At 56.0% G+C, this 12375-nt stretch carries 12 protein-coding genes, 2 pseudogenes and 1 other annotated feature; of the genes and pseudogenes, 6 read left to right on the top strand and 8 right to left on the bottom strand.

The genetic code is table 11. The features are described from left to right. Positions 1 to 3: 3 nt before the first annotated feature. Both OMP38_RS27710 and OMP38_RS27705 read right to left on the bottom strand, forming a co-directional pair. Complete coding sequence (locus tag OMP38_RS27710; protein ID WP_277567962.1) at positions 4 to 1401, bottom strand: cache domain-containing sensor histidine kinase; 1398 nt, start codon at positions 1399 to 1401, stop codon at positions 4 to 6. Positions 1402 to 1527: 126 nt separating this feature from the next. After that, complete coding sequence (locus OMP38_RS27705) at positions 1528 to 2421, bottom strand: AraC family transcriptional regulator (RefSeq protein ID WP_277567961.1); 894 nt, start codon at positions 2419 to 2421, stop codon at positions 1528 to 1530. Positions 2422 to 2545: 124 nt separating this feature from the next. Between OMP38_RS27705 and OMP38_RS27700 the strand changes: the two genes are divergently transcribed. The 3 genes from OMP38_RS27700 to OMP38_RS36285 are packed head-to-tail and all read left to right on the top strand — an operon-like array spanning position 2546 to position 4915. Next, complete coding sequence (locus OMP38_RS27700; RefSeq protein ID WP_277567960.1) at positions 2546 to 3340, top strand: alpha-L-rhamnosidase N-terminal domain-containing protein; 795 nt, start codon at positions 2546 to 2548, stop codon at positions 3338 to 3340. Next, complete coding sequence (locus tag OMP38_RS27695) at positions 3292 to 4698, top strand: alpha-L-rhamnosidase-related protein (RefSeq protein WP_277567959.1); 1407 nt, start codon at positions 3292 to 3294, stop codon at positions 4696 to 4698. The genes OMP38_RS27700 and OMP38_RS27695 overlap by 49 nt, the downstream gene beginning before the upstream one ends. Then, positions 4613 to 4915, top strand: a complete 303-nt coding sequence (locus OMP38_RS36285) for an alpha-L-rhamnosidase C-terminal domain-containing protein (protein WP_420869759.1) — start codon at positions 4613 to 4615, stop codon at positions 4913 to 4915. The genes OMP38_RS27695 and OMP38_RS36285 overlap by 86 nt, the downstream gene beginning before the upstream one ends. A gap of 39 nt (positions 4916 to 4954) precedes the next feature. On the opposite strand, the gene trpS is transcribed toward OMP38_RS36285, so the two are convergent. Together trpS and OMP38_RS27685 are read right to left on the bottom strand one after the other, a co-directional pair. Next, on the bottom strand, positions 4955 to 5920 hold the full coding sequence (trpS, locus tag OMP38_RS27690) for a tryptophan--tRNA ligase (RefSeq protein ID WP_277567958.1): 966 nt from the start codon (positions 5918 to 5920) through the stop codon (positions 4955 to 4957). A 116-nt stretch (positions 5921 to 6036) separates the two neighbouring features. Next, positions 6037 to 6328 (bottom strand) — a binding site (T-box leader). Positions 6329 to 6375: 47 nt separating this feature from the next. Continuing rightward, on the bottom strand, positions 6376 to 6768 hold the full coding sequence (locus OMP38_RS27685; protein ID WP_420869758.1) for a VOC family protein: 393 nt from the start codon (positions 6766 to 6768) through the stop codon (positions 6376 to 6378). A gap of 320 nt (positions 6769 to 7088) precedes the next feature. Here OMP38_RS27685 and OMP38_RS27680 point away from each other — a divergent pair. Both OMP38_RS27680 and OMP38_RS27675 read left to right on the top strand, forming a co-directional pair. Continuing rightward, positions 7089 to 7474: pseudogene (locus tag OMP38_RS27680) on the top strand (VWA domain-containing protein); the annotation flags it as partial. Positions 7475 to 7618: 144 nt separating this feature from the next. Then, positions 7619 to 8599 carry a vWA domain-containing protein gene (locus tag OMP38_RS27675; protein WP_420869774.1) on the top strand — a complete coding sequence of 327 codons (981 nt, stop codon included), beginning with the start codon at positions 7619 to 7621 and terminating at the stop codon, positions 8597 to 8599. 105 nt (positions 8600 to 8704) lie between these two features. Here the strand turns inward: OMP38_RS27675 and OMP38_RS27670 are convergent, their stop codons facing one another. The 3 genes from OMP38_RS27670 to OMP38_RS27660 all read right to left on the bottom strand — a co-directional run bounded on the left by OMP38_RS27670 (position 8705) and on the right by OMP38_RS27660 (position 9882). Beyond that, entirely contained in the window at positions 8705 to 9100 is a 396-nt protein-coding gene (locus tag OMP38_RS27670) for a VOC family protein (RefSeq protein ID WP_277567955.1), read from the bottom strand. 99 nt (positions 9101 to 9199) lie between these two features. Continuing rightward, entirely contained in the window at positions 9200 to 9430 is a 231-nt protein-coding gene (locus OMP38_RS27665) for an effector binding domain-containing protein (protein ID WP_277567954.1), read from the bottom strand. 92 nt (positions 9431 to 9522) lie between these two features. Beyond that, positions 9523 to 9882 (bottom strand): winged helix-turn-helix transcriptional regulator, encoded by a 360-nt coding sequence (locus OMP38_RS27660; protein ID WP_277567953.1) that lies wholly within the window; start codon positions 9880 to 9882, stop codon positions 9523 to 9525. Between the two features lie 133 nt (positions 9883 to 10015). On the opposite strand from OMP38_RS27660, the gene OMP38_RS27655 reads away from it, so the two are divergent. Next, positions 10016 to 10648: an NAD(P)H-dependent oxidoreductase gene (locus OMP38_RS27655; RefSeq protein WP_277567952.1), complete on the top strand. Its 633-nt coding sequence runs from the start codon at positions 10016 to 10018 to the stop codon at positions 10646 to 10648. A 103-nt stretch (positions 10649 to 10751) separates the two neighbouring features. Here the strand turns inward: OMP38_RS27655 and OMP38_RS27650 are convergent. After that, positions 10752 to 12327: pseudogene (locus OMP38_RS27650) on the bottom strand (ABC-F family ATP-binding cassette domain-containing protein). Positions 12328 to 12375 lie beyond the last annotated feature (48 nt).

Genomic DNA, 12375 nt, shown 5'->3' with positions numbered 1-12375 from the left:
GACTTACAAGTCTTTGCAATCGTCGGGAATATCCAGCCGAGATTGGAAGTGGTCCGTAAACCGCAGCTCCTGGATCCGAATATAATAGCCCAGATGCTCGACCGTCTCCGCCAGCGTGAAGCTTTCCCGGCCTTTATTCAGGCTTAGCCTGAAGAAGCTGGAGAGGCACAGCACCATCTCGCAGATCTCGTCGGCATCGTAATTTACGGCGCTTGCATGGATGGAATCGAGGGTGTTGTACAGAAAATGCGGGTTGATTTGTGATTGCAAAAATTTCAGCTCGGTTCGCGTCTTTTCGACCTGATGCTCGAAGATATCGTCGACATACCGCTTTTGCTGCTCCGCCATCATATTGAACGATTCGGTCAGCGCGCCGAATTCGTCGACTCTGTCATGCTTGAGCTGCACGCTGAGGTTGCCGCGCGCGAGCTCCCGGATACCGGACAGCAAATTGCGCAGCGGCGCGGAAATGCCGGTATAGACGATCCATGCGATGCTGAGCGCGAGCAGGCAGCTGATCCCGATCACGCCGTAGATGAACCGCTGAAGCAGGCTCGACTTTTCGGTCAGATTGCGCTTGGGCTGCGCGAGTACCATGGACCATCCGGATTCGTCCGAACGAACCTTCGTCACGAACATCGAACGGTCCAGCGCGGCGTCGCGTCTCTCGAAGTAAGCCTGGTCGTTGTCGGGGATATCGTACGGAATCGCCGAATCGCCGTTGGACGATACGATCAACTCCTGATTCGCGTTCATCAGATACAGGCTGGCGTCATTTCCCTTTAGCAGCTCCTTGGCGAAGTCGACGAACGTGCTCAATTCGATCGTAACGCCGAGCGCATGCGGGCTGGGTCGAAGCGAATTGGCCGACATCCCGCGCGTAATCGTCATGCTGTCCGGAAGGTCGAGCGGATCGTAGACGCCCGGCGGATCGGGCACTTTCGCATTCCAGTTGCTTAGCAGAACCGGGCCTCCCGCATTTTCGACGGTCAGACGATACCAATCCCGATTTTTATAATCGATTCGTTTGCCCCCGTCCTGGACGGACAGCACCAGCCCCATATCGGCGTCCAGAATCCATAGATCCGATATCGACTTTTCCGCCAATAAAAAATTTTTTAGCCTCCTCAAAATTTGCTGCGCGTCGATGATCTGCTGGGAGGGATCGGCATCCGGACGCAGGAGCTCGTTCAGCTCGGCGTCGTTCGAGATCAACAGGGACAAGTGGTTCATGCTCGACATGAATTGATCGATATAAGCGAGCGAAGACGCCATCGCCGCCCGCGTCTGTTCGCCGGATTGCTCCTCGAGGATGCGCTGGGACTTCCCGATCGAGTACAGGCTGACCAGGATCAGCGGCAGGATCGCCAGAATAAAAAAAAGCGTCAACCGGTACCGCACGGATTTTTTGTAGCCCAAGCGGATCGAACGGATTGCGGCTCTCGTATCCCCTCACCTCGCCGGCATTCAAGTTACCCTTAAACATACGGTATCTTTCGATAGGCTGGTATAAGAGGATCTTGTCCTTTACTGGTACATCGTTGATCCATATGCGTGCCGATACTGCCTGGGCGCCAGCCCCGTGACGCGTTTGAACATTCGGTGAAAGCTTTTCATATCCACATAGCCTGCGCGTCTTGCGACGGCTTCAATCTTCTCGTTCGTAGCAAGCAGCAACTCGCAGCACCGCTCAATGCGCAGCTTGTTCACGTAATCGCTATAGTTCATGCCCGTACGCGCGGCGAACCGGCGCCGGAACTGCCGTTCGCTGAATCCCGCTCTCGCCGCCATCTCGCGCATGCGGACCGGCCGCGCCGGGTCCCGGCGGAGCGCATCCAGCATCGAAGCGAGCGTGTCTTCGCCGGCTCTCGCCGCCTCGGGCAGATCGCCGATCTTGGCGATGCGCCGAAGGAGCAGCAGCAGCTTGATCAGCTCGGCCTGCATGAGACTGAGCGAGTCCGGCCGTCCCGCTCTGCTCTCTTCGAAGAGCGTATTGAATATGCGTTGAAAAGCGCCGTCCTTATCCTTGGCCTGCATCCAGGGCTGTTCGGGATAAGGCGCGCTCATAAACGCGAGCATCTCGGGGTCCTCCGCGAAAAAGCCGCGAAGCGAACGGCTAAACGCGCCGTCGAACAGGCAGTTGTACACGATGAGTTGGCCGGATTCGGGCCTTGCGTGCGAGGGGCGGAAAACGTGCGACGCGCCGGTCGGCAGAAAAAACAAATCGCCTTTCGTCACCGGCAAGGTCTGCCCCTCGATGTACTGAAAACCGGTTCCCTCGCTCACGAAGTTGATCTCCATAAACTCGTGATTGTGCTCCGACATCTCGAACGACTCCTGCACCCGATTGATAAAGATCGGTTGCTCCTGCGACAAATAGCCGGCTGCGCGCGTCGTCAGCACGACGGTTCTGATGCTCAAAGACTCACTCCTCCGTGACTTAATGTCCGAATACGCCCTGTATTTCGTCCGGTTAAACCTACGTTTTCAGCTCAAGCCTAGTTTATATTATTTATAAAATTTAACAATCCGGAGGCCGAAGAGATTGAGCGACGACGCCATGAAGGAAACCCGGTGGATCTGGCTGCAGGAAGAGCAGATCATCGAAGGAAAAGGGCTGCAGGAGCAAGTCTATTTCCGAAGAAGCTTCGAATTGGAAAATGCCGAAGATGCCGCGCTGCGACTAAGGGTGTCCGCGGACAGCCGCTACCGGTTGTACGTCAACGGCGTTCCGGTATCGCGGGGACCCGGCAAGGGAGACAGCCATACCCAATATTACGAGGAGGTCGACTGTTCCCCGTACCTGCGCGAAGGACGCAACGCGATTGCCGCCCGCGTCGTTCACTTTCATGGCATGGAGGGGCCCATATCCGTCTGGAGAGCGAACCGCGGAGGTTTTTTTCTGTCCGGGGAGGTCATCGATCGGGAAGGCAGAACGATGGTCAAGCTGCATACCGACGAGCGCTGGCGTTGTCTGCAAGAGACGGCCATCGTCTTCGAGGTGACCGACTGGGAGACGGGCTTCGCGGGCGGTACGGAAAACGCGGCCGGTAAGCAGCGCATGCTGGGCTGGACGACGGCGGACTATGCGGATGCAGACTGGCACACTGCCGCGGAGGTGAGCCCGTACGAGGATCCGGTCTACGGCCAGTTAAATCCCTGGACGCTGACGCCTCGCGATATTCCGACGCTCTACGAGGGGGGAGCGCGCCTTTGCGGCGGTGACGAAGACCAGCCGTACCGACCTCGGCCCGCAGGTCGGTACGGGCGGCTTGAAGCGTCCCTTCACGCTTGGCCCCCCGCCAAAGCGTCGTCCTCGAGCTTGACGCGGGCGAGCTGACTACCGGCTATCCCGTCTTAGCGATGGCCGGCGGAAAAAACGCCAAGGCGAAGCTGCTCTACGCCGAATGCTATCGGCAATACGACGAGACGTCCGGCACCTATGTCAAAGGCGTCAGGGACGATGCCGCCGGCACGCTGATCGGCGTCTTCGATCGCTATGAAGCAGGCGGATACGGTACGGCGGAGCGGCCGGAAGCGTACGAACCGTTCTTGTTCCGAACGTTCCGGTACGTGGCGCTGGAGATCGAGACGGCCGAGGAACCGCTGACCGTCCTATCGTTTGATTACAGGGAAACGGGCTATCCATTGGCGGTCAAAGCCAGCTTCTCCAGCTCGGATGCCGGCCTGCAGCCGCTCTGGGACATCAGCGTCAACACGCTGAGACGCTGCATGCACGACACGTACGAGGATTGTCCGTATTACGAGCAGCTGCAATACGCGATGGATACGAGGCTGCAGATTCTGTTCACCTACCAGCTGAGCGGCGACGACCGCCTGGCCCGGAAGGCGATGTTCGACTTCCACAGCTCCAGGCTGCCGAACGGCATGCTCCAAAGCCGATACCCGTCGATGCTGCCGCAGGTGATCCCCGGCTTTTCCTTGCACTGGATCATGATGGTCCATGACCATTACCTGTACTTCGGGGATCTGTCGCTGGTCCGGACGTACATGCCTACGATCGACGGCGTACTGGAATGGTTCAATCAAAAGCTGGATGCCGACGGCCTGTTGGGTCCGATGCCCTCGAACTATTGGTCTTACGTGGACTGGGTCGAAGAGTGGCGGGAGCTGCAGGGCGTGCCGACGGCTTCGCGGCAGGGCAGCAATATCATCTACAATCTAATGTACGCCGCCTCGTTGAAACTGGCGGCCGAGCTGCAGGACGCGCTGGGCCGAAAAGACGGCGGCGACGAATACAGGTCCCGCGCCGAGGATCTGATACGGACCGTTAATCGCACCAGCTATTCGGCGACGCTCGGACTGTATCAGGACGCGCCCGGGATCGAGGCTTACAGCCAGCATGCGCAGATCTGGGCCGTGCTCGCGGGTGCGGTTCAAGGCGAAGCCGCCAAGCAGTTGATGGCGCGCACGCTGGAAAACCGGCAGCTGGCCAAGGTGTCCTACGCCATGTCCTTTTTCCTGTTCCGGGCTTTGGAGCGCGCCGACGCGTACGAACGATCCTTCGAGCTGTGGGACATCTGGAGAGACCTGGCCGCGCTGGGACTCACCTCATGGGTGGAGGATCCGGTGAGCCAGCGAAGCGATTGCCATGCTTGGGGGCGCCGTCCCTCTCTACGAATTCAGCGCCCGGATACTCGGCGTCGCCCCTGCCGCTCCCGGCTGTGGCACGATTAGAATCGCGCCGCAGCCGGGCTACCTGACGCGCGCGTCCGGTGACGTCGCGACGCCGAAGGGTGTCGTCAGCGTCGCCTGGGAGATCGGTGAAGAGAGACAGTTTACGATGACCGTATCCGCCCCGGTCGAGTCGCGGCTCGAGGTGGTCCTGCCGGACCGGTCCGTGCATGTGCTTCAAGGCGGGAAAGAGGTTCGCTTTAGTTGTCCGCTGCGATAGGGGCCATCGCCGCTTGCGTACAGCCAGTTCGGATTCGGCTCAGTCGAAATAGTTAAGGCTCATCGCCTCCCGAACCTCTCCCATCGTGTCCCGGGCGATACTGCGAGCGCGCCGGGTACCGCTAATCAAGATATCATCAACGGTATCCGGCCGCGCGGCATAATAAGACCTGCGCTCCCGCATGGGCTCAATAAGCTGTTCTAGCGCGAGCGCGATCTGCCCCTTGCATGCGGAACACCCCATCGTCCCTTTTTCGCAGCCCTCGCGAATTTCTGGCGCTTCGTCCAGCCTGAACGCTTGATGATAAGCGTAAATCGGGCAGACTTCCGGATGCCCCGGATCGGTGGTCGCTCTTTGGATTTTAAACGCGATCTCTTCCGTCGAGGAATCCAGCGCGACGGCGTTGCCTAGGCTTTTGCTCATTTTTCCTTTGCCGTCGGTCCCCACCAGCCTAGGCGTTTCGCTGATCAGCGCCCGCGGTTCTACGAGCACAGGCTTATAGAGTTCATTGAACCGGCGCACGATTTTTCGCGACTGTTCCAGATGAGGCAGTTGGTCGTCCCCGACCGGAACGATCGTCGCTTTGCAAAAGGCGATGTCGGCCGTCTGGCTGACCGGATAACCCAGAAAGCCGTAGTACATATCGTCCAAGCCGCTGTTCTTGGACTCCGACTTGATCGTCGGGTTATGGCGCAGCGCATTGACCGTGACGAACATGGAGAACAATACGGTTAGCTCCGCAATCTCCGGAATCATGGACTGGACGAAGATCGTTGCGCGATCCGGATCAATGCCGACCGCCAAATAATCGAGCGCCACCTCGCGCAGATGGCTTCTGATGAGATCCGGCTTGTCGAAGTGCGTCGTTAACGCTTGCACATCCGCCAGAAGGATATACGTTTCATATTGTTGCTGCAGAGCCACGCGATTCTTGAGACTGCCGACGTAATGGCCAAGGTGAAGCTTGCCGGTAACGCGATCTCCTGTCAGTACCCGTTCTGTCATTGAATAACACGCTCCTTAATTTGGATAATGCAATACGAAACCCTCGGATCATCCAGCGCCACCACCAACCATCTTCCATGGCCATCACCCCCTTTAAAATCAAAAAAACTTCATCCAATAAGGACGAAGTTATCGTGGTACCACCTTAAATGAACGTACCGTCGCGCATGCTGCGCGAACGATCCGATCGGCTCTGTACGGTGCGGAGATCCATACAGTCAGATCTCGATACCGCTCCCTTGGTAACGGCGGGATACCCGGCATTCCCCTACTGCATTCCATATCCAATGGTTCTGGGAAGCAACTCCGAAGGCCATTCGAACATACGCTGGACACCGGTTCGCAGCAACCACCGGCTCTCTGCAAGTCCATTCTGTATGCCTACTTACCCTTCTTCTGCGTTATTGTGATATGAGGGAGATTTTAACATAAAGGGATGCGGCCAGCAATCCGCATTAGTTAATCCGCTCCGCCAGCTCCAGAATAATGCCCTCCGGCCCGCGGACATAACACATCTTATAGATATCTTTATAATTCTGTATCTCACTAAAGGCTTCCATGCCTTTCTTTTTCATTTTGTCGACGAGCGCTTCGATATCATCGACGGCAAAGCAAATATGACGGATGCCGAGTGTATTCGAATGCGTTTGCTGAATGCCGTTTTCATCCGTTGGATGGATATACCGGACCAGCTCCAGCCACGTCTGGCCGTCCGGCGACCGCAGCGCGACACAGGACGTCTTCACGTTTTCAAGCCCGACGATCACATCCAGCCAAGCGCCCTCCGCTTCCCATTCCCCATGTACCTCAAGTCCGAATTCGACGAAAAAAAGCTTTGGCCGCGACAAGATCGTTGACGTTGATGCCGATGTGGTCGATGCGATGGATTTTCATGAGTTAGGCCTCCTTGGTTTTCTCAAACGCAGCTGCAAGCTTTACTTGCGTTAGCTGCACAGCTTCCTTATTTTAACATGACATCGCCTCGGAACATCCTTCATTTTAACGGATAATTTTTACATCCCTTGCAACATTGCCTTGACCTGGATCGTCTAAATACCAATCGCTGCGTTACACGACAGAAATGTGATTGTAATATTTTTGTAACATTAAGCGATTGAACCGCATTGAATAAAAGGAAGCGCTGCACAATTTATCGGGGGTGTTGAGGATGAGAAGAAGAATGAGCTTGGGGTTGGTGCTTTTGCTTGGCGCGCTAGTCGCAGGATGCAGTTCAAGCAGCGATTACGATTCATCAAATGACAGCGCGCCGCAGTCGGTATCCGGAGCCGAATCCAAGGCAGCGGAAGCGTCCCGCGCGACAGCCCCGCCCTCCTCCGCACCCTACGATATGTTTTTTCAAGATTACGGCACCAATCCCTATGTGTCTACGGCAGACGATCGGCTATCTACGTTCGCGATGGATGTGGATACGGGCTCTTATACCTTGGCGAGGAGATATATCGAGGACGGGAACGTGCCGCCCCCGAGGCGATCCGGCTGGAAGAGTTCATTAATTACTTCGACTTGAACGACGCGCCGCCCAAAGACGACAAGTTCGCCATCCATGTCGACGCCGGCCCTTCTCCGTTCGGGGAAGCGGGCACGCAGCTCGTGCGGATCGGCATCAAAGGCAAGGAGATCGAATCGGAGGAGCGGAAAAGAGCGAATCTGACGTTCGTCATCGATGTGTCCGGCTCTATGGACCAAGACAACCGGATCGGACTGGTCAAGCGAAGCCTGGCGCTGCTGGTCAATCAGCTGAAGCCCAACGACAAGATCGGCATCGTCGTGTACGGCTCGACGGCGCGTACGGTTCTGGAGCCCACATCCGTCGAGGAGGCGGATACGATTCTGTCCGCCATCGACAATATTCAGATCGAAGGCTCGACGAATGCGGAAGCGGGACTGTTGTTGGGTTACAAAATGGCAAGTAAGCTCAATGACGACGAGGATGCGATCAACCGCGTCATTCTGTGCTCCGACGGCGTCGCCAATATCGGCGAGACCGGACCCGAAGGCATTCTCCTTACGATCGAAGACTACGCCGGGCGGAACGTGTATCTTAGTACGTTCGGCTTCGGCATGGACAATTATAACGATGTGCTGATGGAGCAGCTGGCCGACAAAGGCAACGGCGCCTACGCCTATATCGGCGACATCGACGAGGCGAAGAAGGTTTTCCAGGAGCAGCTGACCGGGACGCTGCAGACGATCGCCAAGGACGCCAAGATTCAAGTCGACTTCGATCCCGCGCAAGTAAAGGGTTATCGCTTGCTAGGCTATGAAAACCGCGCCGTCGCGGATGAAGATTTCCGCAACAACAAAGTAGACGGCGGCGAAGTCGGGGCCGGGCACTCCGTTACCGCGCTCTATGAGCTTCAATTAAAGGACGGCGCCTCCAAGTCCTGGGGCAAGGTCACGATTCGGTACAAGGACGTGGACAACAATAATCGATCGCGGGAGTCGAGCGCCACGATCGGTCCCTCCGGCGAGCTGTCCGACGCTACCTTGTTCATCGCGGCCGTCGCCGAATTCGCCAAGATCATGAAGGACAGCGAAGGCGTCGGGGAGAGCCGGCTTCAGCAGGTTCTCGCGATGGCGGAAAAGCACGCGGCCAGCGAGCGGCAGGAGGAGTTTGGGGACTTGGTGAAAGCGTTCATGGAGGTCCGGGGAAAGTAGACCTCGCGTTTTGCGTTCGAATATCTTGTATGCGTCAGCAGGCCAGCGTCCCCCCAAGGACGGCTGGCCTTTTTTTATCGTTTTCCTCTAGTTCGGCTGTCACTATTATGCATTTACAGCAAACAGAGAATGAATATTGCCATCCGGGTCCGCGAAGAATCCCGTCGTATGCCCCCAGTCCATCGACTTCGGCTCCGCGATCGACTGGGCCCCCTTAGAGACAATCGCCTCAAACATAACCCGGACAGCTTCGGGCGACTCGCATTGGAAATTCAGTTCAAAGGCCTGTCCCTTGTTCGCTTCCTTGTACGAATGATGCCCGTTTGTATTGTCAGCCATCAATGACTTGGCGCAAATCGCGAAGCGAATGCCGTCATTGGCGAATTCAACGTAATGATCTTCCACAACGACACTATGAAGTCCAAGCGCTTCACGATAAAAATGGGCCAAACGGGACACATCGTCGGACAGTACGGTAATCCCTTCTAATTGCATTCTCATCTTAAAGAGCTCCTTTATCAGTTTCCCGCTCACTTTCGAGAATACCACAAATTAACTTTGAACATCCTGATTTGTCATTGATCTTCAATCTCGCATGGATCAGGAGATCGCGATATAAATCTCTACCTGTCCGTCTTTCGGATCGACATGAGGGCCATAATGCTCAAAATCGCCCGTAAAGGTCCGCTCGTTGCCGGCTTGCTGCGACCACTGCCAGATCTCTGCCCACTGGGTGCTGGAAGGCGACTTCCAGGAGAACAGCAGGTACGAGGCCATCCAGTCGCTCGTCGGACGCGGGATCGCGCCGCCTACGGCCCTGATCGCCGCCATCGAAGACGAGACTGCGGTCGCTAGAGAGATTGCATGCGACTGCAGCCTGTTCACGCCTCTTTAACGACAACGGACTTGCATGATATTGAATGCTAGTCCGTTTTCGTACGTTCATTTTCCGCCTCTTTAAGACGCTTCCGCTCAATATGGGCCACTCCCCATCGATGCAGCATCTCCAGAACCGGAGACAGGCTCATGCCGTACTCCGTGATCGAGTATTCCACCTTCGGCGGGATCTGCGGGTACACGACTCGCTTCACGATCTCTTCCTCCTCCAATTCACGCAGATAGAGCGTTAGCATCCTTTGCGTGATATCGGGCAGCAATCTCCGCAGCTCATTGAACCGCAAAGGTTTGCCTTGAAGCAAATGGTAAAGGATCGTGGGCTTCCATTTGCCGACGATCGAATCCATCGCCACGACGAACTGACATTGGCCCGGGTTCTTTTGCATGCATCGCTCCCCTTTACAGTACCTTTTTTCATACTATACCACATATTTGTGCCTACTTAACATAAGTAAGTTAATATAATATGATCACCTCAGGAAGAGTTAAGACTCCGATTACAGAAGGGAAGTTTGATTCATGGCAACTGTACTGTACATCACCGCGCATCCGCTGGATCATGAGGCATCTTATAGCCTCGCGGTAGGAAAAGCATTTATTGAAGCGTATAGCGCAGAAAATCCGGCAGACGAGGTCGTTCATCTCGATCTGTACAAAGAGAACATTCCGCCTTTCGATGCCGACGTATTGCGCGGTTGGGAAAAGCTTCGGTCCGGTTCGGCGTTCGATCAACTATCTGACGGCGAGAAGTCCAAAGTAAAGCGTCTTGAGGAAGTCGTCGATCAATTCGTGACCGCCGATAAGTATGTATATGTATCCCCGATGTGGAATTTCTCGCTCCCGCCGGTGTTGAAAGCTTATACGGATGCGACCTCCATTCCGGGGAAAACGTTCAAATATACCAAAGGAGGCCCCGTAGGCCTATTACCGGGCAAGAAAGCCTTGCACATCCAAGCTAGCGGTTCGGTTTATTCGACGGGTCCTTTCGCTCAACTCGAGATGGGATACAGCTATTTGACGAAGGTATTACGATTCTATGGGGTTGAATCGGTCGAGGCTATTTTCGTGGAAGGAACGGCATTATCCGATCAGGCGGTATCGGTAAAAGAAAAAGCGATCGCGCATGCCAGGGAAGCGGCCAAACGCTTCTAATGGGGCGCCCGCAATCGTAAAGAGGCTACAATCCGGTTACGGCCGGGTTGTAGCCTTTCCTTTCTTTCGATGCGGGATGGACGCCTTTCTGCCGCCTACGACCCTACAGACGCTGCTCGGTCACGCCCGTTACCGGATCGAAGGTCAGCATCTTCGTCCCGATCTTGTCGATGAAGAAGCGATCGTGGCTTACCGTGATGACGGCGCCGGGAAAATGGATCAGCGCTTGCTCCATGACTTGAATGCTCGTGAGATCCAAATGGTTGGTCGGCTCGTCCAGGATGATCACTGCCGCGCCCGAGAGGAGACACTTGGCCAGCGCCACCCGCGCTTTCTGTCCGCCGGACAGATGGCCGATCGCCTTGCTCAGATCCGCTTCCGAGAATTGCAGCATCGCCAGGAATTTGTTCACCTTTTTGCGCGGGGCATCCAGTCCCAGTCCGTACGTATTCACGGCGTGGCTCACGGTATCCTTGGGATCGAGCTCCTCCCACATTCGGTTGAAGTAGGCGTGGCTGACGCCCCTTTCCCAGATTACCTCTCCGGACTCCGGCTTCTCCGCCCCGGTGAGCGCCTTGATAAGCGTGGACTTGCCGCTTCCGTTCGGTCCCGCGATGACCAGACGATCTTCCTTCTGAATATCGAAGCTCACGTTCTCGAAGATCTGCCGACCCTCGTAGGTCTGCCCGATTCGCTTTACTTCGCATAGCTTGTCCGGGAAGCGCAGCCTCTCGTAAATATCGGTGATCAGCACGTTAACGGGATGCGGCTCGATCCGCTTCTTGTTGTCCGCCAGCTTGCGCGAGAGACGGTCCTTGGAGCTGGACTTCCGGTTCGCGCGGTCGTCGATCGCCTCGGACTCCATGAGCAGCAGCTCTTCCTCCCACTCGAACTGTCGGTCCAGCTCCTTCTTCCGCATCTTTTTCTTGCGGACGTAATCCGAATAGTTGCCTTCGTATTCTTGAAAATGATAGTTCTCGATCTCGATCGTACGCGTGACGACTTTATCGATGAATTGCCGGTCATGCGACACCAGGATCATGGCACCCTTGAACCGGTACAGCCACTGCTCTAACCAGGCGATGCCTTCCATGTCCAAGTAATTCGTCGGCTCGTCGAGCAGCACGACGTCGGGCAGCTCGATCAACATCTTCGCGAGCGCCGCGCGGTTGCGCCAGCCGCCGGACAACGCATCGATCGGCTGATGACGCGATCTGTCGTTGAACCCCAGCTTCGTTAGCACCGTGTCGATCTCGACGGACACGTTCCAGCCGCCGAGATGATCCATCTGCTCGAATAGCTCCGCCTGCCTTGCGAGCAGTCCGTCCATTTCGGTATCGTCGGCAACGACGCCCAGCTTATTTCCGACCTCTTGCAGCTCGCGCTCGATAAGAGCAACTTGCTCGAAGCACGCTTCCAGTTCTTGCTGAACGGACAGGCTTCCGCGCAATTCCGAGAATTGCGAGAAATACCCGATGCGCACTTGAGGATCTATTTCTACGCGGCCGGCGCTCGGCTCTTCTTGGCCCATGATGAGCTTAAATACCGTCGACTTGCCGGCGCCGTTCCGCCCGATGAGACCGATACGCTCCCCCTTGCATCACACGAAAATAAATATCGCGAAAGATCATGGACGCTTCATACTTCTTCGTGACGTTCTCCAAACGAATCACGCTCATGGCAATCACCCTTCCGGTTTCCAACCGCTAGCGTGATTATACCATTCC

The sequence above is a fragment of the Cohnella ginsengisoli genome, from assembly GCF_029525555.1.
Taxonomy (GTDB): domain Bacteria; phylum Bacillota; class Bacilli; order Paenibacillales; family Paenibacillaceae; genus Cohnella; species Cohnella ginsengisoli.
The sequence above is the reverse complement of the archived record's forward strand: the minus strand, read 5'-3'. Positions and strand labels throughout refer to the sequence as shown.

Excerpts from the sequence above, each read along its gene's own strand:
- OMP38_RS36285 (WP_420869759.1), top strand. The coding sequence starts at position 4,613 with ATGCTTGGGGGCGCCGTCCCTCTCTACGAATTCAGCGCCCGGATACTC.
- OMP38_RS27655 (WP_277567952.1), top strand. The coding sequence starts at position 10,016 with ATGGCAACTGTACTGTACATCACCGCGCATCCGCTGGATCATGAGGCA.
- OMP38_RS27660 (WP_277567953.1), bottom strand. The coding sequence starts at position 9,882 with ATGCAAAAGAACCCGGGCCAATGTCAGTTCGTCGTGGCGATGGATTCG.
- trpS (WP_277567958.1), bottom strand. The coding sequence starts at position 5,920 with ATGACAGAACGGGTACTGACAGGAGATCGCGTTACCGGCAAGCTTCAC.
- OMP38_RS27670 (WP_277567955.1), bottom strand. The coding sequence starts at position 9,100 with ATGAGAATGCAATTAGAAGGGATTACCGTACTGTCCGACGATGTGTCC.
- OMP38_RS27675 (WP_420869774.1), top strand. The coding sequence starts at position 7,619 with ATGGACCAAGACAACCGGATCGGACTGGTCAAGCGAAGCCTGGCGCTG.
- OMP38_RS27665 (WP_277567954.1), bottom strand. The coding sequence starts at position 9,430 with ATGGCGGCGATCAGGGCCGTAGGCGGCGCGATCCCGCGTCCGACGAGC.